At 58.2% G+C, this 23,200-nt stretch carries 18 protein-coding genes and 3 pseudogenes; 10 read left to right on the plus strand and 11 right to left on the minus strand.

Annotated elements, in window-relative coordinates; all coding sequences use genetic code 11:
- Window positions 1-191: 191 nt before the first annotated feature.
- Together AC07WT_RS23800 and AC07WT_RS23805 are read right to left on the minus strand one after the other, a co-directional pair.
- Window positions 192-995, minus strand: coding sequence for a hypothetical protein (locus tag AC07WT_RS23800; RefSeq protein ID WP_494948833.1), 804 nt, complete (start codon window positions 993-995; stop codon window positions 192-194).
- 10 nt (window positions 996-1,005) lie between these two features.
- Complete coding sequence (locus AC07WT_RS23805) at window positions 1,006-2,379, minus strand: UDP-glucose dehydrogenase family protein (protein WP_494948834.1); 1,374 nt, start codon at window positions 2,377-2,379, stop codon at window positions 1,006-1,008.
- 698 nt (window positions 2,380-3,077) lie between these two features.
- On the opposite strand from AC07WT_RS23805, the gene AC07WT_RS23810 reads away from it, so the two are divergent.
- The 4 genes from AC07WT_RS23810 to AC07WT_RS23825 all read left to right on the plus strand — a co-directional run bounded on the left by AC07WT_RS23810 (window position 3,078) and on the right by AC07WT_RS23825 (window position 8,949).
- Window positions 3,078-3,548: a GDP-mannose mannosyl hydrolase gene (locus tag AC07WT_RS23810; protein WP_494948835.1), complete on the plus strand. Its 471-nt coding sequence runs from the start codon at window positions 3,078-3,080 to the stop codon at window positions 3,546-3,548.
- 690 nt (window positions 3,549-4,238) lie between these two features.
- Window positions 4,239-4,541 carry a hypothetical protein gene (locus AC07WT_RS23815; protein ID WP_494948836.1) on the plus strand — a complete coding sequence of 101 codons (303 nt, stop codon included), beginning with the start codon at window positions 4,239-4,241 and terminating at the stop codon, window positions 4,539-4,541.
- A 1,284-nt stretch (window positions 4,542-5,825) separates the two neighbouring features.
- Complete coding sequence (locus tag AC07WT_RS23820; RefSeq protein WP_494948837.1) at window positions 5,826-8,204, plus strand: YjbH domain-containing protein; 2,379 nt, start codon at window positions 5,826-5,828, stop codon at window positions 8,202-8,204.
- A 19-nt stretch (window positions 8,205-8,223) separates the two neighbouring features.
- On the plus strand, window positions 8,224-8,949 hold the full coding sequence (locus AC07WT_RS23825; protein WP_494948838.1) for a carboxypeptidase regulatory-like domain-containing protein: 726 nt from the start codon (window positions 8,224-8,226) through the stop codon (window positions 8,947-8,949).
- Window positions 8,950-9,180: 231 nt separating this feature from the next.
- Here AC07WT_RS23825 and AC07WT_RS23830 read toward each other — a convergent pair whose 3' ends face one another.
- Entirely contained in the window at window positions 9,181-9,489 is a 309-nt protein-coding gene (locus AC07WT_RS23830; RefSeq protein ID WP_494951021.1) for a hypothetical protein, read from the minus strand.
- A gap of 414 nt (window positions 9,490-9,903) precedes the next feature.
- Window positions 9,904-10,888: pseudogene (locus tag AC07WT_RS23835) on the minus strand (GlxA family transcriptional regulator).
- A 1,004-nt stretch (window positions 10,889-11,892) separates the two neighbouring features.
- Here AC07WT_RS23835 and AC07WT_RS23840 point away from each other — a divergent pair.
- Window positions 11,893-12,078, plus strand: coding sequence for a hypothetical protein (locus AC07WT_RS23840; protein WP_494948839.1), 186 nt, complete (start codon window positions 11,893-11,895; stop codon window positions 12,076-12,078).
- A 122-nt stretch (window positions 12,079-12,200) separates the two neighbouring features.
- On the opposite strand, the gene AC07WT_RS23845 is transcribed toward AC07WT_RS23840, so the two are convergent.
- Window positions 12,201-12,398, minus strand: coding sequence for a hypothetical protein (locus AC07WT_RS23845; RefSeq protein ID WP_494948840.1), 198 nt, complete (start codon window positions 12,396-12,398; stop codon window positions 12,201-12,203).
- A gap of 486 nt (window positions 12,399-12,884) precedes the next feature.
- On the minus strand, window positions 12,885-13,898 hold the full coding sequence (locus tag AC07WT_RS23850) for an IS110 family RNA-guided transposase (RefSeq protein WP_494951022.1): 1,014 nt from the start codon (window positions 13,896-13,898) through the stop codon (window positions 12,885-12,887).
- Between the two features lie 504 nt (window positions 13,899-14,402).
- On the opposite strand from AC07WT_RS23850, the pseudogene AC07WT_RS23855 reads away from it, so the two are divergent.
- Window positions 14,403-14,788, plus strand: a pseudogene (locus tag AC07WT_RS23855) (DDE-type integrase/transposase/recombinase); the annotation flags it as partial.
- Window positions 14,789-15,020: 232 nt separating this feature from the next.
- On the opposite strand, the gene AC07WT_RS23860 reads toward AC07WT_RS23855, so the two are convergent.
- A complete protein-coding gene (locus AC07WT_RS23860) occupies window positions 15,021-16,292 on the minus strand; it encodes a DUF3443 domain-containing protein (protein WP_494948841.1) in 1,272 nt (423 codons plus the stop codon).
- A gap of 10 nt (window positions 16,293-16,302) precedes the next feature.
- Window positions 16,303-16,725, minus strand: a complete 423-nt coding sequence (locus tag AC07WT_RS23865) for a DUF2844 domain-containing protein (RefSeq protein ID WP_494948842.1) — start codon at window positions 16,723-16,725, stop codon at window positions 16,303-16,305.
- A 611-nt stretch (window positions 16,726-17,336) separates the two neighbouring features.
- Between AC07WT_RS23865 and AC07WT_RS23870 the strand changes: the two genes are divergently transcribed.
- The 3 genes from AC07WT_RS23870 to AC07WT_RS23880 all read left to right on the plus strand — a co-directional run bounded on the left by AC07WT_RS23870 (window position 17,337) and on the right by AC07WT_RS23880 (window position 19,745).
- Window positions 17,337-18,476 carry a putative bifunctional diguanylate cyclase/phosphodiesterase gene (locus tag AC07WT_RS23870; protein ID WP_494951023.1) on the plus strand — a complete coding sequence of 380 codons (1,140 nt, stop codon included), beginning with the start codon at window positions 17,337-17,339 and terminating at the stop codon, window positions 18,474-18,476.
- A gap of 575 nt (window positions 18,477-19,051) precedes the next feature.
- Complete coding sequence (locus AC07WT_RS23875) at window positions 19,052-19,306, plus strand: hypothetical protein (RefSeq protein ID WP_494948843.1); 255 nt, start codon at window positions 19,052-19,054, stop codon at window positions 19,304-19,306.
- Window positions 19,307-19,409: 103 nt separating this feature from the next.
- On the plus strand, window positions 19,410-19,745 hold the full coding sequence (locus AC07WT_RS23880) for a hypothetical protein (RefSeq protein WP_494948844.1): 336 nt from the start codon (window positions 19,410-19,412) through the stop codon (window positions 19,743-19,745).
- A 110-nt stretch (window positions 19,746-19,855) separates the two neighbouring features.
- Here the strand turns inward: AC07WT_RS23880 and AC07WT_RS23885 are convergent, their stop codons facing one another.
- Window positions 19,856-20,185, minus strand: coding sequence for an IclR family transcriptional regulator domain-containing protein (locus AC07WT_RS23885; protein ID WP_494951024.1), 330 nt, complete (start codon window positions 20,183-20,185; stop codon window positions 19,856-19,858).
- The gene (locus AC07WT_RS23890) at window positions 20,167-20,682 is read right to left on the minus strand and encodes an Lrp/AsnC family transcriptional regulator (protein WP_494951025.1); all 516 of its coding nucleotides are present in this window, start codon (window positions 20,680-20,682) and stop codon (window positions 20,167-20,169) included. Before AC07WT_RS23890 ends, AC07WT_RS23885 begins: the two co-directional genes overlap by 19 nt.
- Here AC07WT_RS23890 and glmS point away from each other — a divergent pair.
- Window positions 20,643-22,049 (plus strand): annotated as a pseudogene (glmS, locus tag AC07WT_RS23895) (glutamine--fructose-6-phosphate transaminase (isomerizing)); the annotation flags it as partial. The gene AC07WT_RS23890 and the pseudogene glmS sit on opposite strands and share 40 nt — an antisense overlap.
- A gap of 178 nt (window positions 22,050-22,227) precedes the next feature.
- Here the strand turns inward: glmS and AC07WT_RS23900 are convergent.
- Window positions 22,228-23,199 (minus strand): AraC family transcriptional regulator, encoded by a 972-nt coding sequence (locus tag AC07WT_RS23900; protein WP_494948845.1) that lies wholly within the window; start codon window positions 23,197-23,199, stop codon window positions 22,228-22,230.
- Window position 23,200: the final 1 nt, after the last annotated feature.

Consider the following 23,200-nt stretch of genomic DNA (forward strand, 5'->3'; position numbering starts at 1 on the left):
CTGCTCGAACGACCCGGCGCTATCGGCGTGCGAGTCATCCCTAACGAATCCTGCTGCGAGCAACTACGGCGGCGGCTGAAAGCGAAAACCACAGACACCGTGAAAGCGTGCGGTTCGTCAACTGTCTAGACGGTATGGGAACGTAGGCTGCGTTACCAGGTGACTCGCTCGGATGGAGTGCGCCGGAAGCGCTACCATGGCGGCCGATAGAAGCTTGCGGTCGTATCTCCGCCGCCAGGTGAATCAGATCGCGTAACAAAAGACGACTCGGGCGCCGCCATCGAAGACCCGAACATATCGCTGTTGCCCGATTGACCGCTGCGTACGCCTCCAGCATTCCGTCGTGACGTCCCCCTCCCAGCCAAAGCTCGCCCGCCGCTGTCCGCTTCAGGCGACGACAAACCCTCGACCGCCGCGAGCCCGTAGCTCGTCAAATGACGCGCCCCATCCATTTTTCCAGTTTGGTTTCCAAAGTGAGCCGAGTAGCTATCCTCGTAGTCCTTGGGCGCGCCGTACAGGGAGCTAATGCGCGCGCTCTGCGACGGCTTTGTATTACGCGTTTGGCCATCCCGTGCGGAAGTTTGACTCCGGGTTGAACTCATGGCGTCATTACCTGAAAGATAGTCCGCCTCGTAGTCCGGAGGCGATCCAAGCAGGGGGCTCAAGGACGAACCTGAACCAGCCTGCCCACCACGCGGTGGCTTGGCGCTTGAATATTGGGCTCGCATCGAGTCCAGATTACTTTGCGCGTACGCCGATGAACACGTGATGGCAGCCACGGCGGCCGCTACCGCAGCGATCAGTTGAACTTTCATAAAGCAGATATTCATACGCGAGTCAAAATGCTGGCGCTGCTCAGCAGCGCCAGCGTCGCGCCAAAACAGATTGAATCGGCGCACGCGAACTTGCAGTCGGCTCGCACCTGTGTACGTACTGATCCGCGCGATGCCGTGGAGCAGCGCAAACGCGTTGAGCCCGATACGATTCTGATTCATGGCCACTGCGTTACCGGGAAGTAGAGTGGGCCGCATCGCGTCCGATCGTGTAGTACTTCCAGCCGCTATCCCTCATCACGCTTGGGTCATACAGGTTGCGTCCGTCGAATACGACCGTGTCGTTGAGCGCTTCTTTCATCTGCTCGAAATCCGGGCTGCGGAACTCCTTCCATTCGGTCAAGATCACCAGCGCGTCAGCATTTCGGAGCGCCACGTCGCGCTCTTTCGCAAAGGTCACACGCTCGTAGTCGTCGGGACCGAGGTCTTCCGCCAAGCGCCGCCGGGCTTCGTCAAGGGCAACGGGGTCGTACACGCTGACCGACGCGCCACTGCGAATCAATGCCGCAATCAGTTGCCGGCTGGTCGCCGCTCGCATATCGTCGGTATTCGGCTTGAAAGCGAGGCCCCAAATGGCAAAGTGCTTGCCATTAAGTGCGTTGTTGAAGTGCTGTTTGATCTTGTCGAACAGCACCGTCTTTTGCAGGGTGTTCACATACTCGACCGAAGCCAGGACGTTCAGCTCCATGCCGTGTTCGTTGGCGGTGTGCATTAGCGCCTGCACGTCCTTTGGAAAGCAGGAGCCACCGTAGCCGCAACCGGCGTACAGGAAGCTGTAACCGATGCGTGGATCAGAACCAATGCCGCGACGGACATGTTCGATATCCGCGCCAACGCGATCCGCCAGGTTCGCGAGTTCATTGATGAAGGATATCCGTGTGGCGAGCATTGCATTGGCCGCGTACTTGGTGAACTCGGCCGATCGCACGTCCATGCACAGGGTGCGTTGATGATTGCGGTTAAACGGTGCATAGAGCTGTTCCATCAGGCTCTTCGCGCGCAACCCCGGGACGTCGGAATCGTATCCCAATACGATACGATCAGGGCGCATGAAGTCCTCTACCGCAGCGCCTTCTTTGAGAAACTCAGGGTTCGAGACCACGGCGAACTGTGCGTCGTTGCCGCGTGCCGCCAATTCCTCCCTGATCGCATCGCGCACCTTGTCTGCAGTACCCACCGGTACGGTCGACTTATCTACAACGACCTTGAATGAGTCCATGTGCCGGCCGATGCTACGCGCGGCAGCAAGCACGTACTTCAAATCTGCGGAGCCGTCCTCATCGGGTGGGGTTCCGACCGCGATGAACTGGATATCGCCGTGTGCGACCCCTTTCGCGATATCGGTGGAAAACGTAAGACGACCGGCGTCGCGATTGCGTGCGATCACCTCCGACAGACCGGGTTCGTAGATGGGTACGCCACCGCTGTTTAGCTCTTCAATCTTCGCGGCATCGACATCGAGACACAGCACATCATTACCCAATTCCGCGAGGCATGCTCCGGTAACAAGACCGACATAACCTGTTCCGACGATAGTGACTTTCATGGATTCTGGTGCGCGTAGAAAGTGGAAATATTCTGCGAGTCGGCATGCAATTGCTCGCCTGATCGGCTTGTCCGAAGGCGTAACGGTCCGACGAGCTCGCATCTTTACTCAACGAAACCTGTTTCGGGAATATCTGGCGCAAGGCGACAAGATAATTTCTTTTTCCGTCAAGGTTTTATCGGCATGGCGAGCTTGGCGGATGCGCAGCGAGAGTGTTCGCTTCGCTAGTAGGGAGCGGACGGTTGGAAGATTCTGGTGAATGAAGGGTGTTTTGCAGCGGTGGTGCCTCTATACGGAGGCACCACTCTCTCTTTCACGGCGCTGTTGCATTGCTGGTCAGCAGTTCACATATCAACCATATCCGAGGTTCTTTCGCGCACTTCTATGAGACTGCGCGTGACATTCACCGCATAGCGCGGCGTCAAGTTTCATTACGTGAGTAACGTAGCGCTGCATTGACGAGATAAGCGACGAGAAGACGGCGGATAAGGTCCCAAGATTGTCGGACAGGGCCCAATCTTGCAACGTACACTTGGCTGGTTACGCACGTCTTCGGTGAGCGAAAGTATGCGTGCGATGTCTATCTCAAAGTCATATCGGCACAGGGCACGCGCGTTGATCGACGCTTTCGCACGCAATCTGTGATGCGTTCCTCACACATAACAACGTTCTTCTCGATCATTTTCTGCTGAATGACCATGCTTCCAACCCTTATGTTCTTGAATGTCGTCGATGCAACACCACTGGTGGCTATCGACCTTATCATTGAGAACGAGACGGGCGGTTATCTTCTCGGGCGCCGCGTCAACAAACCCGCTCAAGGCTTCTGGTTTGTCCCGGGCGGTCGCATTCGCAAGAACGAACGCCTTGACGACGCCTTTCACCGGATCGCAAGCGAGGAACTTGGTCGAGCCGACCTCAGACGGGCCGACGCTGACCTTCTTGGCGTGTACGAACATCTGTACGAAGACAATTTTAGTGGTCAATCCGGCATCTCGACTCATTACGTTGTACTCGGGTACAAGCTGCGGGGCACTATTGAACTTGCGAGCCTGCCCAACCTGCAACACACGACGTACCGGTGGGCCACGGAAGAAGAGATCACGACCGATGCGGAGGTTCATCTGAACACGCAAGCTTATTTCGGTGGTCCCGCGCTACGATGCTGAGGCCGCTTTTCAGTATGACATGGACGCCCTCCTCGAACCCGTGGCCGGCTGTTTCGCCAAGCGGGCGAATTCGTTGGTAGAAGAGTTAGCCGACGCATGCACACGGCGGCGGGTCCAAGATTTATCGTGTCCGTTAACGTCAAAGGCTGGTTGATATTTGCCAGCCTGTCTCCAGGCATGTCGGTGCTCGCTCATAATTCCATTCCTAATTGACCTCCGTGAGCGCTTCCGCGCCCTCGAAATCTCATCTTTCCCGTCAGCCCAATGCGTAAGCTCTTTTCTGATCCTTCGCCGACATGGCGGGCGGGGGCGGACAACGCACATCAGGAAATGCGCGTGTAGTCAGGTGTTGGAATCTGCGGACAACAAGACCGATTTGTGGTCTGAAAACCAAGAGCCACGCAAGTGCCAGTACACCGGCCGATAGTCGGTTGAGATGGAAGAAAAAAGAGAATAGGCCGAGAGATCAAGGCGACGTATTTAATCGGCGCGCACGGGAACACGCAAATAGCGTTAGTGACCGGTGAATTGGAGGCGAGGCCCACTTCAACGGAAGGGATGGCGACCCCCTGGCGCCGGTCGTCAAGGAATGACACGAACACCGCAAAGGGTTGAAGCGTACTGGTAGCGCACAGGACTCACAGGCGCGGGATTAATTGGAAACGGGGTTGGTAAGCGGGGGGATGATCGATGACGGAGAATGAACTCATTCAGGAGTCGGCCGCGTTGCGTGGTCAAGGCAAATATCGGGAAGCGATCGACCTCATCGAGGCGAACCTTCCGAACATTGAGGGGGATATCCGACTCAATGCCCAACTGGAGGCATTCCGGGCCGCAGTAGAAGCCGGGGATGCCGAAACGGCGCACGAGTATGCGACAACGATTGCGGCCGGAGAACCGGGTCGACCGAGCATCCTGACCGTTGCTCTGACTAACGACGTATTAATGTGGCCGATCAGGCCGGAAACGGTGGCGCGGGGCGGCCACGCTTAAGTGAACCGCAGCGCGGCGCGTCATGGCATCGGACGCTGGACGGTTGCGCGGCGTCTCACCGCGCAGTGCGCGAGATGAAAGGCGACGGCCTGCGCTGCATTCATTCCCGGCAGCGGGACGTCGTCGTCGCCGTCGGTATTCCTGTCCAACACCTACTTGCTTGCTTAGCCGCATGGCTTGGCCATCGACTGATTGTGGGAGGATCATCTGCCATGAGAGAGGGGGCAGGGGCAGCTTGAAGCGCTCGCAATCGCGTACGTGATTGCAAGGAAATAAAAAGAAGCCCGCCGGACGAGGTGTCGGCGGGCAAAAAAGAATCGAGGGGTGTCGTCGGACCGGGATGATCCCTCGAATCGGCCAGTCGCTAGTATCGAGCGGTAAGAATGGTGCGGCGCACAAATGGCGGTGATAGTTAAGACTTTGTCCGAATCGGGCATTCGCCGCAATTACGCAGGCTGAGTGCAAGCCGGCTGGTAGTCATGCACATCGATGATCAGCGAGTGGCTCGCCTGTGACAAACTGTGGCGGCACTATCCGCAGTGCGTGCCCGGCTCTGCACGCTGATCGGTCGGCGGTGGACGTTTTATGAGGGCAAAAATAGCCGGCTGACTGAGGCCGGCGGGCTGAAAAGGTCCCTTGAGGGGAGGGATTAGACTGAGATGGGCATAAACGGAAGAAATTTACGCGTACTTTGCAGAGTACAAGGCATGGATGCAATCTTGCCGACTCGCCTCCGATTCCACTGCATAGAGTTGAAAATGGAGTATTCCGCCAACATGTTAGCTTTTTCCGTCAGCGGCATTCTGCCATGCAGCAATCTGGATATGATGCACTGCAATCTAAATAGATTTTTCTCTGCGCTGTAACGAATCATGGAAGCCGCTGTGTCAGGCAGTTCAATATTCTTTGCTGCTCAACGTCAAATCGGCAATTTTGGTGCGTAGTAAATTGGCACATCGTATTGAAATAAATCAATAGGATCGTCGTAGATAATTCGGCATGCTTATTTATCGAATCGACAATTTCGCCCGATATGCGAGGGAGATTTTTCTAACCCGATCCAGCCATGGGGTTTTTGTGAAAGCGCGTGGCATGAAAAGAGAGGCATCGTCCAGAATTAGCGAAAGACAACACGAGACGGCTGAACTGGACGTGGGCGTGACATATCTGCGAGTGGGCTGGTGATGGATACGTCGAGTATTAAACATCAAGATAGGCTGATAATCGCCGCGATCGCGACGGGTTGGTCCACAGCAACGCGAACTGATATAAACAATTAAAAATATGACTCAAAATTTGCGCGGACAACAACTCCGATCGGCGCCGCGCGCGCTGGCGCTTGCTGCGGCTTTAGCGTTTTCCGCTTCGGCGCAGGCGACCGACCCTGCGCTTAATGCGCTCGGGCAGGTGGGTGGTTTGGTGATTCCCTATGCGTTTGCACTGCCGGAGGGGACGGTGGAGGCGCAGTACAACAACTACATCGATCCGCGCTACGGAAAGCAGGCGACGGGTTCACAGGTTTACTGGGGCGCTGTGGGTTTGCTGCCCTACGTGGAATTGTCTGCTGGGCTAGCAAACTATCCGGCTAACGTGCACGTTCCTTTTTCGAATGAGGATCGCACTGTTCTTCGTCATCTGATGGCGGACGTTAAAGTAGAAGTGCCGAAATTCTTCAAGTATCAGCCGAGCATTGCATTTGGTGTGACCGACATTGGCGGCCAGACGCATTTCTTCCGTTCGAAGTACGGCGTGGTGTCGCAAGCATTCGGCCCGGTGACGTTGACTGCCGGATACGGCCAGGGCGATCGCCTCGATGGTTTGTTCGGCGGCGTACAGGTTTCGCTGTGGAACACAGGGTTGTCGCTGCTCGCGGAAGACGATTCGAAAACGCCTTATGCCGGCGTGCGCTATCAGTCTCCGCGTATTAGCTGGCTAGCCGATGCGAACGTGATCGGCACGTTCATGCGTTCGATCCGTTCGACGAATGGAGTGTCGCCGCGCACGTCGTTCTCGGTGGGCATTCAGATTCCGTTGGGCAAGCGCTTTAGCAGTGCGCGTTGTGCAGACGGCTTGTGCGAGGGCCCGCAAGTGCCAGCCGCCCAGACCGCGGATGCCGGCGATGATGGCCCGATTCGCCTCGCCAGCCTGCAACCGGTGGACACGCGCACTGCCATTGGTAACAACAACGCGCTGGCCGCAGCGCCGATTACTTATGTACCGCCGCTGCAGTCGTACGCGTCTGTGATGCTGAGTGACGTGACGGCGGCTAAATCGTCGGATGGGCAGTCCCCCGCGATTCCGGAAGCGCTGGATACCTCCGCGCTCGACGAGATCGCCGCGCAACTGTTTGCCGCCGGCCTCGAGCGTGTGCGAGTCGGGATGAGTGGTCGCGATCTGGTAGTCGAGTACGAAAACCATCGCTACAACCAGAACGAAGCTGATGCGCTCGGCATTGTGCTCGGCGTGGCGAGCGTGAATGCGCCGCATGGTACCGACAAGATTCACGTGGTGATTAAGAAGGCCAATGAGCCGTTAGGCGAAGTCATTGTCGATCGTGATGCATTTGCGCAGTTCGTTGCTGGCGGCGCACCAACGGCCGCCAGCGCTTCACTGACGATGCGCACGCGTCCGACCTACGACGCGGATTCGATCGCATGGCATGGCAACGAGCACACGCATGGGCTGACGCGTATTCAGATCGAACCGATCGTCCGTTACCTGTACGGCACCGAGTACGGCAACTTCGACATTTCGCTCGGCGCCAACATTGAAGGGTTTGTGCCGCTGTGGCGTGGTGCGGAGTTGTACGCGAGTTACATCGCACCGATCTACAACACCAGGAACATGGACGAAGGCCGCGTGTTCAGCAATTACCGCCTGCGTGGCGGTCTGAATGCGGTCGCATTGGCACAAAGCTTCTGGATCATGCCGCAAGTTTTCAACGTGGCGTCGGTTGGCAAGTTCGATTACTCGTATGTCGGCGTGCAAAACGAAACAACGGTGTTCGTGCCGGGCCGCCCCGATCTGATTCGCTTGCGGCTTGCCTATTTGCACCATGAGCCGGGTCATGACGCATTGCCGAGTGAGAAGAATGCCGAGCTGACCTACCGCTGGGTACAGCCGTCCTGGAAGCTGTGGATCGAAGCGGGCGTGGCACGCTTTGTCGGCGGAGATAAGGGGCCGGTCGCGACGCTGACGCGCTGGTTCGACGACGTATCGGTGAGTGTGCATGGCGAGCATAGCGGGCGGGGCACGTTTGTGGGCGCCGCAATCAGCTTACCGCTGACGTTGCGTCAAGGCATGAAGCCCGGGATCAGTCAGGTGTACGGCTCTGAACAGTTCAGTCTCGACTTCCGCACGCGGGTTGGTTCGACGAACTATCTGAGGACCAACGCGGCGGAGAACATTAGCTTCCCGTATAGCACGCAGCAGTTCTTGCTGAATCAGGGCCGCTTTAGCGGCGAGTACTTCTCGACCCAGCTTTACCGGATGCGTGATGCGTACTTGCGTTACGGACGGCCCGGTAGTGGGGAAACGAAGCCGAAGCCGCAAGCGAGTGTGCCTGCAGTATCGACGCGCGTCACGCCTTCACATGGCGTCTGCGGAAACAGTTTGCAGGGTGTAAGCGACGGACCGGCGTTGGTGCCGGTCAATTGTGAATGACTTTCTTTGGAGGTAGGCGATGAAGCTTCTAAACGGCGCCACGCTGCGCACGCTGCAGTTCGGATCGATAGTGCTTGCGACCAGTGCGCTGGTCGCATGCGGTGGCGGCAGCGGTGACTCGCCGGGCGCGACGGTGAGCGGCACGGCCGCGGTGGGCGCAGCAATGGCAAACGCAAGTATTGTCCTGACTTGCAAGAACGGTACGGGCAGTGCGACGGCTAACGCAAGCGGCGCGTATTCCGCGACCTTTAAGTTTGACGGACCGTGTGCGATCACTGCGTCGAGCGGCACCACCGCGCTCCATTCGTTTGCGGCCGGCGCGGGCACCTACAACGTGACTCCCTTGACCGAATTGCTCTTGAGCTATCTGGCCGGGCAGCTTGGAACCACGGTTAGTGGACTGCTGTCGGGAATCTCGAGCAACGCAACATTTCAGAGCGCGCTGTCCAACAGCACGGTGATCGCGAATGCACAGGCGACCGTCGCCCAGTTGATGAAGACCCGGTATGGGATAACGCTTTCGTCATCTTCGTTCTTGACGGTTTCGTTCACGCCAGGGCAGCCCGGCGCGGATGCGGATCTGGACACTTTGCTGACTGCTGGCGCGATCACCGCGAATGGTCAGCCGGCGGCGTCGTTGACAGCCGCTGCGACAGCGGCGGGGGCGGCAGCGCCGATCTCCGGCGGGGGCAACGGCGGTGGAGCAACCGGTGGCACCGGCGGCACGGGAACCACAACGCAATAGCTTTCACGTGGGGAAGCAGAAAATTAGGCTACCGGACCGGTTCAGGTTCCCAACGGAGCTGGGCCGGCCGCTCGCTAAAGAACCTTTGTCCAACACGAAATCGATCTAATAAGCCTGAAGAGTATTTGAGGCTTCGTGTCGCGATGGTCTGGATTGGATGAAGATGGTCTTTGCGATTCTGCCGCGAAGACCCATGAACGGAACAACAAGGGCTCGAGACGTGAAGGGCAACTATTCGTAGCCGAGCCTGTGACTCAGAATGGGCGCGAAAAAGAGTGCGATCGCAGCGCCCGCTGCCTTACCCTCGAACTCCGCGGCCACAGCAGCGGCCTGCATTCCGTACAGGTGTGTGGACAGATCGAATAGCTGAGGTAGGCAGTAGAACACCGCGATCACAATGCAATAAGCTTGCATGACCGACATGCGCCAGCCTTTCTCGAAAGCGACAGCAGCGGCGACAATGCGCAGAACGCCGAATATTACAAGCGCACCTACAACCGCCTGTTCGCGGAGCAGATACTCTGGAATAAACTCGCCCATAACTTCCCATTTACCTGGTACGTTAATCCACCTGAACCATCTGAAATTGAAAGCCGCCCATTCGAACGTTGCCATCGGATGCCGGCCGCTTCGGGACAATCGGTCTTCGGAATTGAGGAACGAGTTGACCGGTTTTGATATTACCGAGGCCGTACCCGGGCAATGAAAGTACGGCTGAATGAACCACAATGTTGGCCGATATAGTCAAGCGCTGTGCTCCGTAAAACGGGCGGGCGCTATCCATGCGCGGCCCTTCTTTTCGAGATTCGCGGTCGTGTTGGCCGTGTCTGCTTTGGCTGGCAACGCGACTGCGAAGGGACTCATTCGTCTCGGCAGACTGTCAGGGCAATCTGTGGCGCCCGCTTGGAGTAGGGGCACTCATGCCGTTGATCCGGCACCTGTGCTTGAGGCCTTTTACAGTGCCACTTCGTTGCGCATCCGATAGTCCGTCGGTGTCGTCGCCAGATATTTCCTGAAGAGCTTCGACAACTGCCCGCCGCTGCTGATACCACAGCGGCGCGCGATTTTGTCGACTGGCAAACGCGATTCAATGAGCATCCGACAACTCATGTTCAATCGTGCGCGAAGTAGATAGTCGGAAGGCGTCATGCCGATCTCGCTCTTGAAGCGGCGCAGGAAGTTGCGCTCGCTCATCGCCGCGATCTGCGCAGCATCGTCGATTGAGATGGGACGATCGACGTTCGCCTCCAGCCAGCGTGCCGACGCCAGGATCTTCTCGCTGATCTGCGGCGCCGCGTTAAGCGTGACCGACGAGGTGAAAGGTGTATTGGATTGCGGCGCGATCGACTCTGCAACCTGCTGCGCCAAATCGGCCCCGAGATCCTCTTCGACGATGCGTAACGCCGTGGATACGGCGCCCGGCGCTTCCGTCAGCGACCGCGCTGGATGCAGACCGTGTGCTTCGTTACCGCCATAAGGAAGCGTGCAGTAGCGACTGGGCAGCCCGGCTGCTTGCAGCAGCAACTGGCCTTCCGCGATCGGATGCACGATCTCGCTGAGCGGATGCCTGCGGCGCAGCCAGTTGCTCAGCCGCTCGTCGCGGCATGCCTGCTGTACGCCCGCACCGCCGGCAATGAACAACAGATGTGTCTCATTCGTGTCTCGGTGCGACTGGACGTCGTCCGGTCCAGACAAATACCGATGACGAACTGGCGATGCGCCCGCCCGCGGCGGAAAGCAGCGAGACGTCGTAGCGTGCACAGCCCGATCGCTGTGCGGCGACGAGCGCGTTTGCCTTCTGGAAGATCTCGATGATTGCTGCGACCGTAGGCAGTGCAAACCCATTGAACAGCGCGATGTCGATACGAGTCAGCGCGTTCGTTTGCATCGGCACGGCACTTTGCCGGGCGCTGCATGGCAGAGTATGTACCAAATCCATTTAGTTTTCCCCGGAAATGTGTGGTCTGCAAAGTCTTCTCCCCAAGACTCTGTCTTTTTCTTATATGAGCATGCTATACATATGATTCTCTTGTCGGTATTTAATGGCCGAATTAGCCAACACATTGGCTGTTGAGGACACTGAGCAGCGAGATAGCGGGCAGCCTTGCTGTATTTATGATTCTACCCCGCGAATTGGCAAGATTTCGAATGCCCAGCGCATATCTCGACAAATTGAGACGGAGTGTATAGAGAATCTTTTTATAAATTTATGCGCGATGATGAATATTTGTTTGTCAATATCGGTGAATTGACCATTACAAGCGAAATATCTCGTAAGTGATGCAATTTGGGTCTATGTTGACCCAAATTGGTGCATTCGCTGCACCGCGTCGCACGCTGTCACAAAGCGCCACTGCCGACGCCGGGAAAGTAGGTGCCTCAGGCCATTCGTGGGGCGACGTCCAACGGCTTGGTCTTCTCGGACAGAAGTTTTCCGATAAACGCCTCAAAACGGTGCGACACACCGGAAGAGGTAAAATTTCGCTCAGCCCCTCAGGATATGCGCTTGCAAAGGCGTGCCACGCGTATCGTTGACCATCTACGCCATAGGGCAGCTGCCTTGTGCCGGTTCGAAGACACTGCATCACAATACGTCCTGGGATCGTGGGACTCGGCGTCGTTCGGGCCGCAGGCTTTGAACGTGCCGATCGCCTTGCGGATTGTTCAATACTCTAGAGCCACGCCAGCCGCCGAATGGTGGCTTTTTTGCGTATGTGGTCTGCAGCCGTTCGGCAGGCGTTCGTTTGCGATTCGCCTGGTTTTTCACGGAAGGCGTTTCCCGGCCCCTTGCGCACAGGGAATGCTTGTATTATGTGACGCGCGATGTTCAGCTCGTTCACTGCACTGGCATCGTTGCAGGCAGGGTTGTGTGGGATAAAAAAATTTTAGCAAACGATTGCGCGTGAACCTAAATAAGCTCTGCGCGCGACCGTTAACGGGTTCATGCACAAACAAGACATTCAGACAATTGTTTCCGCGGCTCGCGAAACGGCCGATTCTATCGTCGGTGCGCGCGAGTGGAAGACGGCCGAAGATGCCAGCGCGATACGCGATGTGATCTTCTGGGACATGCTTGCCAAGCGATTGCCTAACACGAACATCGTCGATCTGCTGTCAATTTTCGATTAGACGGCGTCGTCGACACGGCTCAGGCGAGGCATCTCCACAGCTCGCGGCACAATCGGCCGCGTGGCGCGCGATTTGCGGACGTACCCGACGTCCGTCGATTGGCGTCCGAAGCGTCACGACGACTACTGGTCACCAAGACCAACCAGGGAAAAGATCTTGACGACTGTTCCTGGTTTCGGTTGACGCTCACCCTGTTGCTGAATGAAGACTTGCATTGCGCGCGTCATCTCTTGACGTGAAAGTTTGCGATAGGCGCAAATGTTGTACGTGACGCCGTGCTTCCGGTCTTTGATGAAATTGTCTACGTTCGGTAGCTGCATGCTTTCCTCGAAAGCGTCGTGCGATTCTCCCGCCGAAACTGATCGTCCATCGCCGTGGACGGCAGTCACAATCGTTGACACCCATTAGCGGGCCCGGTGTCAAGTGAGCAAACAATACCCTCGACTGCCTGAGCAGCCGATTTCGATTGCACTGACCGAATGCAGTAGCCGAGCGCACCCGTTTCTTCGATTCATGGCTGCGACGGATCGCGCCAGACACCCATCAGGCTCAAGCGATCGGCGTACATCGGTTGCCTGTCGCCCTGGTGGCTCTGCCACCCCAGAAGAACTTTGGTGCCGCAACGCGTCCATTGGGTTCGCACAATAGTCGTGGTTGCCAAACGTCCGGCACCAATCCAGGGCTGGCTCGCGTTGCCGGCGATCCGCTTTGCTGCACTTCGGGGGGACGGCGGCACGGCATCCCATTCAATTGCGTGGCTTTTCGCCAGTCAACGATCAGGGGCTTGCCGGTCGCCGTCGCAACTTTTACGCGAAGCAGCGGGTCACATCAAATGGCTTTCGCTCCTTCAGCATGTGGAAGCACGCACGCGCCAGCTTGTGTGCCAGTGCCTTGCGCGCGATTACCGGATTGGTCCTGGCTTTCTTGCGCTCGTAGAACCGCCTGGCTTCGGCGCTAAAGCGCAGCGCAAAGTTGGCCGCCTCGATGAACGCCCAGCACAGGTATGGATTTCCGTTCCTGGTATTACCTTCACCCTTTTTCTTGCCGTTGCTTATGCGCTGGCTGTTCACGCACCGCGCATAGGAAGCGAAGTTACCGGCGCAGGCGAAACGGTCGATGGTCCCGGTTTCCAGCACGATGACGGTGGCAAGCGTTCGGCCAATGCCGGGCACCGTGGTCAGCAGGGCGTAGTCGGGATGTGGCGCGACTTCTTCCTGAAGATGCCTTTCCACGATAGCGATCTGTTCGCAGAGCGTCGTGATGACCGCGACGTTCGCCCGAATCGCGAGCGCTACGTCGTTTGGCAGGTGCAGCTGGTCGACAGCCGCCGGGTCCAGTTGCTTGACCTGATCGCTCGTAATTCGCGTGCCACACTGACGCGCTGTAGTGTTCTCGACGGCGAGGATGTGGCTGGTGCGGCTGCGTACCAGTTGCATGCGTTTGCGAGTGAGGTCCCGTACCTCACGGTGCTTCGCCGGCAGGATGGTGCCAGTGGGAAGGATTCCCAGGCGCAGCAGGTGGGCCAGGTAGCGCGCGTCGGTCTCATCGCCACTGTGTTTGAGCCCGTCGTACTTCTTGATCGCCGTGGTGTTGGCCAGATGGACCACGAAGCCGGCCGTCTGCAGGCCGTCGACAAGCCAGTACCAGTTGTACGTCGATTCGACCACGACGCCGGCCAGCTCGGCTTGCAACGGGGCAAGGTACGCCAGAATCTTTGCCAGGTCGTTCGGCAGCCGCTTTTCAGCGACCACGCGGTCCGTTTCGTCGATCACGCTCACCACGCTGTTGTTTGAATGCAGGTCAATGCCGCTATAGTTCATCATGACCTCCTTCCGGTTAAAGCGGTTTTGGCAAACTCACTTTAACCCCGTCGCCCGTCAGGGCGGCGGTGGGGAGGCCCGCTAGATGATTTTCAAACCAGAGCGTGCGTCGATCTGACCATCCCGCTTCCTGAGCGACAGTAACTCTGGTGTTTCGCGAACCTCCACACGAGTAGTTCCCGACGTCATCCATACCGCCTGGTACAGAAGAGGTCCACGAAAAAGAACCTGCCGTCCAAGGGAGCGGCAGGCTAAAAGATCGAGGGGTGGGGTTGCCTCAGAGAAGCCCCCCTCGAAAGACCGAAGCGGAGCTTATTCGATCGGAACATGTGGCGGACGCAAGCGGCGGATTTGGTCAACATGTTGACTGAACAGCACATGAAAGCAGGCTCGTCCTGACGAGGGGGAGCCAAATGCTCCCTCCTCAGAGGTAAACGTCTGGGTTCTGTCGCAGTAAGGCGGTCCGCGATGATGTGCGGAACAAGATGAACGACTGAAAGCTCGATGAGGGCGTTGAATCCGGCAGCGGCCCGAGTGCTCAAACGCCTGCATTATCCGTTCGACGTGCTCCTGACTTATTTGGCCTATCCGCTGAGCCTGCGGGACCTCGAAGACATGATGGCTGAGCGCGGCGTTTCGGTTGATCACGCCCCGAAGGAAGTCCTCTTGGGGGATTCGACGGCGCACCGCTGGGCCATCAAGCTGTTGCCGGTGCTGGAGAATGCGTTTCGCTGCCGCCAACGGTCGGTTGGCAAGAGCTGGCGGATGGACGAGATGTACACCCGCGTCAAGGGGGAATGGCGACATTTTTACTGGCCGTCGGCAAGGACTGCAACACCATTGACTTTCTGCTACGCACCCATCGGGACCAGACTGCAGCCCGGCGTTACTCCTTACCGCGACAAAGCCCAAGCGGCCACGGACGGAGATCTACAGCCGTTCGTCGTACTGCGCGGGATGAATTGAGAGCGAGCTTACCAGCGCAGCGCGTGGCTGATAACCTCGCCCGCGAATTGTCGACATGATCGCGTGCCGGGGATTTCCGTATCACGCGATCTTACTCACCAGCTTCAGCAATAAGACGGTGACGGCCTGAGTGATGGCAGGTGAACGCGGCGTATCTCAGTACGCGATATATGGGCCCGTTCCTCCGGGCGTCGATTGCTGCTCGACAGCAGCATAGACGTTACGTCCGAAGAAGAACGGCAGGCCCCACACGAAGATCGTCGGAGTGACGAATGCCGGACCGGCAAGCAGCGGCATCACTGCATCGCCGCCATGCATCAGCTTGAGCTCCGTGGCATTGCCGACGGCATACGAGACAACACTGGTCACACCATTCACACCTTCAATCATGGCGCTGAACTGCTGGGTCGATGCTGGACAGTAGTACCCGTTGTTCGGGCTTGCGCAGATCGGCAGCTCGCTGGTTTGAAAGAAGAGCCCGGTCGAACCGCTGTCCATGATGCTTCTCGAATAGATCGTGCCGTTTTGCACCGTCCTGAACGTGCCGTTGGACGGACTGACCCCGATCACCTGTGCACTGCCCAAGCCGTTATTACTCTGCGTGCCGATACCGAACACCAGTTGCCCGCTGAGCGAGGCCTCGCCGTTTGGCGGCGCGGCCGGCAACACCAAAATCGAACCGTTGTTATTGGTCGCGAAGTAGGGAATCGGATTGGCAACCTGCAGCTTTTCGGCGACGGCGATCGACGTGCATGTGGTCCCGACGCAACCGTAGTAAGTAGCAGGCACTGCATTGTGCACACAGTTCGGACCACAATCGTGCTTGAACACGCCAATGCCGAGCACACCGTTAGCCGCCAGAGTTGTAGGGGTGTTGCGCGACGCACCAAGACTGCTACAGTCCGACGGCGTCGTGCTATAGCCCGGATCGATCACCTGAATCGGCAGCGCTGCCGCTGTTTCACCGCCGATCTGTACATCGGCAAGCCGCACCGAACCCCACATATAACCATCGAAGAACTGCATGCATTCGGCAAGCAGACCGCCCGCGCCATCCTTCTGCTGCGGCAGCGCCAAAGACGCCGGCAGTTGCGCGGCGAATACGCGCAGCCCTGCCGAGCCGGTGTCGACCTGTACGTGATCAATGGTTTGACACTGCGTCGTACCCGGCACACACACAGTGACGCTGACGAAGGGTACATTCTGCACACCGATTACGCCGAAATCGACCGTCACCGCTGCTGCATTAGAGGCTAGCACTTGGGGCGCGGGAGGCATATTCGTGAGCGACTGCGCTGGTGTCGACGTGCTGGACGAACTGCTGCTCCCACCACCGCCTCCGCATCCGGCAATCAACACGGCAAGCAATGTAACGACGAGTAGCTTAAGAGGCGAATCTGAATTCACGAGCGAACCTGGATTGCGCATGATCGTCTCGCTATTGAACGACGCTGGCGTCGATGCCAGCGGGGACCGCTTGCGGCAGATATGCAAAGCCCGCGAACGCCCGTAAATGGCCGCCCGAGATCACCACCAGCGCATCGCTCGAGACGGCAAGCGGGGTTGCCCGGCGCGTCGCGGTGGCCGCGACGTATTGATCGAAAGCCACGCCCAGCGTAGCCTTCAGGTTCGGCAGGGTCGGCCCATCCCACGCGACGCCGAACACGATTCCGTTCTCTGCGACATACTCACGCACCACCGTGCCCGACGGCAACGTGATTAGATGCACCGTGTATGCGGGTTGCGAAGTGGCGCTGTGTGCGGTGGCATGCATGCGAACCTGGTCGCTGCCTACACTGCTGACACTTCCGCCAAGGGTGGCCTGCGCGGGTAAGGACCGGGCGCAAGTTGCCACGAGCATCGCGCAAGCAATGCTTGAATGATGTATAGCTTTCAAGAGCGTTCCCCCAGTGTGCGAGTTCTGATATCGCCGCCCTGGATTGTTTTGGGCTTCATAGCGCAAGCAACAGACTCGCTTTTGACGCTCATATCGCAACGGCTGTGCCATGAGGGTGCAAACGCTTGCTACGTGGGAAGCAGCGTTGTCCCAATGCGGTCGGTGAGTGCCGAACAGGCGCCTAATGTTTCGCAAACGTTACACGTCAGAGGAGCGATTTAAGTGGAAAGGCCCGTTTCGCAAATGTGTGCGCGAGCCCATGCCACACCACACGTCCAGCGCGCGTAAGGCTGGCGCTGAGGCTCCTGTAAATGTGAAGTGCCGCCGGACGGCACCGAGCGAGAAGTGAAGTGCCGCAAAACCTGTCTCAACACTGAGACGGGTTTTGGGTCGCGGCTGTCGTCAACATGTCTGGAGTGAAACGGAAGGCAGGCGTGACATTCGTTCGGAAGAGGAAATCGGGTTGTGGCGCGATCCGGATGCATCGGTTGGCTAAGCTCGACTGAGGGTCACGCTCCCGGAAGCTGGGGCGCGCCGTCAGCATCTATTCGCTCGGCTCCTTTATTGGCGGCGGGATCGGTGACCAGCTGCTCCAGCAAGTGTCGGAGCAACTGGGCCAGTGTATCCGGGCAACCGACACGCTGGCCCGGCTAGGAGGCGACGAGTTTGGTGTCATCCTGGAGCGGTGCGACACGGAGCGGGCCCGTCGGATTGCCTCCCAGATCTGTGAGCACCTCGACGAATTTCGATTTGCTTATAACGAGCGGCGCTTCCATATTGGTGCAAGCATCGGTCTGGTGCCAATTGACGATCGCTGGCCGACGACTGCGGCTGTGCTCCCGGCGGCCGATAGTGCATGCTACGCCGCCAAGGACGCCGGACGTAATCAGGTGCACGCCTGGTTTGACGCGGACCAGGTTGTACTTGCACGACACGGCGAGATGCCGTGGATCACACGTCTGGAGCAAGCCCTTGACGAAGACCGTTTCGAGCTATATGCCCAGCGCATACGGGCACTTGGTCGCGAGGAGAAGAGCCGCGTTCGGTGCGAACTCCTGTTGCGTCTGCGCGAGCCGGATGGGAATCTGATACTGCCCGATGTCTTTTTATCAGCGGCTGAACGTTTCCACATGGCCTCGCGCATTGATCGCTGGGTGGTCGAATGCGTATTCGCGTGGATGACACACCATCGCGACCGGTTGGCCCACGTTGATAGCATCGCGGTGAACCTCTCCGGCCAGTCCATTGGCGACCGCGCCTTCCATCGATACGTAAGGGATCTGGCTGACGCTTTGCAATTTGACACGCATAAGCTCTGCTTTGAAGTCACAGAGACGGCGGCGATCACGAATCTGTCGGTTGCAACTGAATTCATCCAGTCGCTGCGATTGCGGGGCATACACTTTGCCCTTGACGATTTTGGAAGTGGCGCGTCATCGTTCGGTTACCTTAAGGCGCTACCTGTGGACTATCTGAAGATCGACGGACAGTTCATTACCAATCTGGAACATGACCCCATTGATCAGGCAATGGTCCGGTGTATCTGCGATGTGGCAAAAGCCGTCGGCAAGCGAACGATTGCGGAATTCGTCGAAACATCAGCCGTCGCGGCATTGCTGCAAGATATGGGAGTTGACTATATCCAGGGGTACTTCGTCCATGTGCCTGCCCCAATGGAGGAAATTCTTGTCGGCGAAATCGATGCACGTAGCTGACAAACGATACGATGACCGGCGAGTCGACCTATGCGACCAGCGAGCGGGGCGCTGCGGGAGTCTTCATCGGAGCACGAGCGGCGTGCTAACAAGCGCTGTCCGGCAAGACGTATCAGATCGAAAGATCGCGCACGTCATCACCGGAGGCCTTGGACGTTCGCTCGGATAACCGGAATGGCGGCATAGGTCTCCTTTAGACCGAATGCATCGGCAATAATCGTATAGCCGCTAGCTCATTTCATTGCCGCTGGCAGCCAATTCCGTGGCCTTGTCCGCCACTATAACCGCCATAAATTTCTGTCGGCCTATGATCGTGACCGGTCATCTCAGGGAATTCGTTCGTAGCGCTCTCGGAGATTTAGCTTGCCGCCTCCCGAGGGCGAGCAGGCCTTTTTCAATTATTCAGTTGAGTTCGTGCATGGGCGCGATCTGCCTAGTGGTATATGAACGGTTCTGACGTGGTATGCCTCGCAATTGCAGCGATTCTGATGGTGACATGGATTTGTCACTAGGGATGGCTGGCGTGGCAATCCTGCTGCGGCGGAGCGCGGCGAATGCCACGAACGTAGAAAATCATGAACGAAATCGTTGACCTCGTGAATGAGTACATGGCGATCCCTGATAAGGAGTCGCTATACGCACGTGTGCTGATGTCCTTCATTGCCGAGCGCGAACTGTGCGTGCGGCATGACCTGGAGAGACAAATCGAAGCGACCACGAGAGATCGAGGACACCTCGCGCGGCTGCGACATTTCACGCTAACTGCTCCGCTTGAACGCCTCGCCGAGCTATATGAAGAGAGTTGTCCCGGGCGTAATGAAACAAGGTGATGCTTGTAGGGGAAACCGTCCTACGCTACTCATAACCCTCAGACGGCGTGTGTTTGACCGGCACGCCGACCGTCCAGACCTCAGCGACTAGTGAGAGTTACAAATGACCAAGATCGATTCTGTCGAAATTGCATCCGGAGTACTGGCAGCGAAGAGACTCATACAGAAGATTGAGTGCATTGTGAAATCCAGTCGAGACAACGAGGGCGGCGACTTCGACATAACCGCCATAGCGAATTTACTTGAAAGCGATGAGTTCACGTCGGACCTTCGACATCGTCGTGGCTTTGCTTTGGCTATGGCAGACGCTCTCGGCTCCGCTGTCGAAGTGGGCAATATCGATTCCACGATGTTGAATCCGCTGGACCGGTTAGAAGCCTTCGACCCCGCCTCAGAGTTAGGGGGGCCGAGCTCGCCGACCTCCGCAACCCGCACGTAGTCATGTAAGCGTGTCGCCGTATTTACGAGCCGCTCGCTTTTCGCCTTCAACGCTTGCGCAGTTGGCGCCGATGTCCGGGGCGCCCCTCACCCTGGGCTTCAACTGACGCGTTACCAGCCGCCACTGACCGGTTCGACTTCTTCCACGCCAGATTGATACTTGCTCACGGTCAATTGCGAACTGACGCGCCGTGCGGCGTCGGCGAGTTCGGGGCCGAGCAGTTCGAGCCTTGCGAGACTCAGTCGATAGGCAGGGCCCGCGACACTCGGTGCGCCGCGCACCTGTCCTGCGGCATCGACGATCGGCGCGGCCACGCAGCGCACGCCCAGTACGATTTCCTCGTCGTCGATTGCATAGGCTCGCGAGCGTGTAATGCCGAGTTCGATCTGCAGACGCCGGCGATCTGCGTAAGCAAGCCGCGTTACCTGACCCTCTCGGATGAAACGGGCACAAGGGCATTAACCTCGAACTTGGCTCGATGCGTGGAGAAAAATGTCCGGACGTTGCGAATGTTCGAAGCGCTCGTGAACAGGCGGCGAGCGAGTTCGTCGTAAGCAGCCATGTCCCTCACGTCGGCGACCACGATGAAATCCGGTCCGGGCGACACCCGATAGCACTGCGTGACCGTCGGCTCCGCGCAGATGTAAATCTCGAAGGCCTCGTGATCTTCTGCCGTCTGCCGGTCGAGACTCACCTCGATGATCGCGGTCAGCGTCGCGCCGACTTTCGATTGATCGATGATCGCGATTTCACGCTGGATCACGCCGGTTTCCCGAAGCCTGTTCACCCTGCGCAAACACGTTGGCGGCGACGTATGCGCGCGTTCGGCGAGCTCGATGTTCGACAGCGAGCAATCGGTTTGCAAAATGCGGAGGATACGTAGGTCAAGCTCGTCACGGCGACCTCTTCGACGCCGTCCGGGAGGCGGTCGCGCGATTGCGCGGAAGCTACGCGATCGCGGTCATCTGCCGTGATGAACCCCATCGGCTTGTCGGCGCGCGCGACGGCATGCCGCTCGTGATTGGTCTCGGCGACGGAGAGAACTTCCTCGCATCGGATGCGATCGCGCTGTCGAGCGTGACGGACCGGATTGCATACCTGGAAAACGGCGATGTGGTCGACCTCCAGCTCCACCGCCACTGGATCGTCGATGCCGACGGACGACGCGTCGAACGTCCCGTACACGCGGTCGCCGCACACAGTGGTGCGGCCGATCTCGGCCTTTATCGCTACTACATGCAAAAGGAGATCTTCGAGCAGCCGCGCGCCGTCGCCGACACTTTGCAGGACGTGTCGTCGATCATGCCGGAGCTGTTTGGTGACAACGCATGGCGCGTGCTGAATTCCGTGGACTCAGTCGTGCTCCTCGCGTGCGGCGGCAGTTTTCATGCTGCGCTGACGGCCAAATACTGGATCGAGAGCCTGGCGCACTTACCCGTAAGCGTCGAGATTGCGAGCGAATACCGATATCGCGAAAGCGTGGCGAACCCGAACACCCTCGTGATCGCGGTCTCGCAAAGCGGTGAGACTGCCGATGTTCTCGGAGCAATCCATGTCGCGAAACATCTGGGCATGGTGAAGACCTTGGCGATCTGCAATGTACCGACCAGCGCGCTCGTCCGTGAATGCGCATTGAATTTCATCACGCGCGCCGGTATCGAAATCGGCGTCGCGTCGACCAAGGCGTTCACGACTCAACTCGTCGCACTCTTCATGCTTGCGCTGACGTTGGCGCAAGTCCGCGGTCGTCTGTCCGACGACGACGAGCGAATGCATCTGCGTGCGCTGCGTCATCTCCCGGACGCGATGAGCAAGGTGCTCGCGCTCGAGCCGCACATCATCGCGTGGTCGGAAGTCCTCACCCGAAAGGAAAACATCCTGTTCCTGGGGCGAGGCATGCATTATCCGGTCGCACTGGAAGGCGCGTTGAAGATGAAAGAAATCTCATACATCCACGCCGAAGGGTATGCCGCCGGAGAGCTGAAACATGGTCCTCTGGCGTTGATCTGCGACCAGATGCCGGTGGTCGCCGTTGCACCGAACGACCGACTGCTCGAAAAGCTCAAGTCGAACATGCATGAAGTCAGCGCGCGTAGTGGAAAGCTTTTTGTGTTCGCGGATAGCGACTGTGGAATTTCGCCGAGTCCCGATGTCGAAGTCATCCGGCTGACCGAATACTACGGTTTGCTGTCGCCAATCCTGCACACCATCCCGATGCAATTGCTCGCGTTTCATGCAGCGCTCGCACGCGGCACCGATATCGACAAGCCCCGGAATCTTGCGAAATCGGTAACGGTTGAATAATGGGCTATGGCGAGAATCGGGTGATCGCCTGGATTCGCGTGCCGCCGCACAACGTCAGGCGCAGTTCGGCCAGTAACAGTCCTCCATGACGACGTTGTGGGCGCCTGCTTCTCACCGTCTAGCAGACATTCGTGGATGTCCGATCACTGATCTACGATCAAATCGAACCGCGCCAAATTCAGTGCGACGAGACATAAGCCGTATCAGCGAATACTGCCGGGATCGCGAAGCTCTCGCGCATACGCTTAGCCTCTGCGGCCGGCGTCAAGCCAAACAGACGCCTGAATTCCCTGCTGAACTGGGACGGGCTCGCGTAACCCACAGCGTGTCCCGCCGCCTCCGCGGTCAGCTCCTTGCGCACCATTAACAGGCGAGCCTGATGAAGGCGCGTCGACTTCACGTATTGCATCGGCGACACCTGCGTAATTGCCTTGAAGTGGCTGTGGAAACTCGGAATGCTCATACCCGCTTCGTCGGCCAGTTGCCTTACGTCGAGGGGCTGCGCATAGCTTGCATGAATCAGGCGGAGTGAGCGGCCTATCTGGCCGAACTGTCCTCGCATCGCCAAAGCCTCGCGCAACGAGCTTCCCTGAGCTCCGGTGAGCACCCGGAAATACAGTTCACGCAGCAGCCCGGCGCCCAACACAGCAGCTTCGAGTGGCCGATGCATCGCCTCGAGGAAGCGCAGCACGGACGCTTGCATCGCGTCATCCATCGGCGTCGACATCATGCTCTGAGGTGCTGGTGTGCGCTCCGCCACGCCTTCGCGGTCGATCCGCTCCGCAAGTTCGGCGGCCAATGCGAAATCGAGGTGCAGATACAGCGCGAGCAGTGGGCGCTCCTCGGTTGCGTCGGTCTCCATGCTGAACGGCACCGGCACGGACACGGCCAGGTAGTGACGCTCGTCGTACAGGTAGAGCTGGTCGCCGAAATAACCTCGCTTGCGGCCCTGGCAGACGATCACGATACCGGGGTCGTACAGAACGGGCGTGCGCGATAGCGCCCGGTTCGACCGCAAGATGCGGACGCTCGGCAGTGCCGTCAGGTTGTAGCCCTCGTCGGGCGCCAACGCGCGTAGCAGGGCAACCATGCGTTTCTGGCTTCCAGAGGATAGAGCTGGATGCTGGGTCGAAGCGCGTATCGTGTTCATA

This window comes from Paraburkholderia sp. GW821-FHT02A12 (genome assembly GCF_059422005.1).

Coding starts and splice junctions, on each gene's coding strand:
- AC07WT_RS23800 (WP_494948833.1), bottom strand. CDS start 995: ATGAATCAGAATCGTATCGGGCTCAACGCGTTTGCGCTGCTCCACGGC.
- AC07WT_RS23805 (WP_494948834.1), bottom strand. CDS start 2,379: ATGAAAGTCACTATCGTCGGAACAGGTTATGTCGGTCTTGTTACCGGA.
- AC07WT_RS23810 (WP_494948835.1), top strand. CDS start 3,078: ATGCTTCCAACCCTTATGTTCTTGAATGTCGTCGATGCAACACCACTG.
- AC07WT_RS23815 (WP_494948836.1), top strand. CDS start 4,239: ATGACGGAGAATGAACTCATTCAGGAGTCGGCCGCGTTGCGTGGTCAA.
- AC07WT_RS23820 (WP_494948837.1), top strand. CDS start 5,826: ATGACTCAAAATTTGCGCGGACAACAACTCCGATCGGCGCCGCGCGCG.
- AC07WT_RS23825 (WP_494948838.1), top strand. CDS start 8,224: ATGAAGCTTCTAAACGGCGCCACGCTGCGCACGCTGCAGTTCGGATCG.
- AC07WT_RS23830 (WP_494951021.1), bottom strand. CDS start 9,489: ATGGGCGAGTTTATTCCAGAGTATCTGCTCCGCGAACAGGCGGTTGTA.
- AC07WT_RS23840 (WP_494948839.1), top strand. CDS start 11,893: ATGCACAAACAAGACATTCAGACAATTGTTTCCGCGGCTCGCGAAACG.
- AC07WT_RS23845 (WP_494948840.1), bottom strand. CDS start 12,398: ATGCAGCTACCGAACGTAGACAATTTCATCAAAGACCGGAAGCACGGC.
- AC07WT_RS23850 (WP_494951022.1), bottom strand. CDS start 13,898: ATGAACTATAGCGGCATTGACCTGCATTCAAACAACAGCGTGGTGAGC.
- AC07WT_RS23860 (WP_494948841.1), bottom strand. CDS start 16,292: ATGCGCAATCCAGGTTCGCTCGTGAATTCAGATTCGCCTCTTAAGCTA.
- AC07WT_RS23865 (WP_494948842.1), bottom strand. CDS start 16,725: ATGCTCGTGGCAACTTGCGCCCGGTCCTTACCCGCGCAGGCCACCCTT.
- AC07WT_RS23875 (WP_494948843.1), top strand. CDS start 19,052: ATGAACGAAATCGTTGACCTCGTGAATGAGTACATGGCGATCCCTGAT.
- AC07WT_RS23880 (WP_494948844.1), top strand. CDS start 19,410: ATGACCAAGATCGATTCTGTCGAAATTGCATCCGGAGTACTGGCAGCG.
- AC07WT_RS23900 (WP_494948845.1), bottom strand. CDS start 23,199: ATGAACACGATACGCGCTTCGACCCAGCATCCAGCTCTATCCTCTGGA.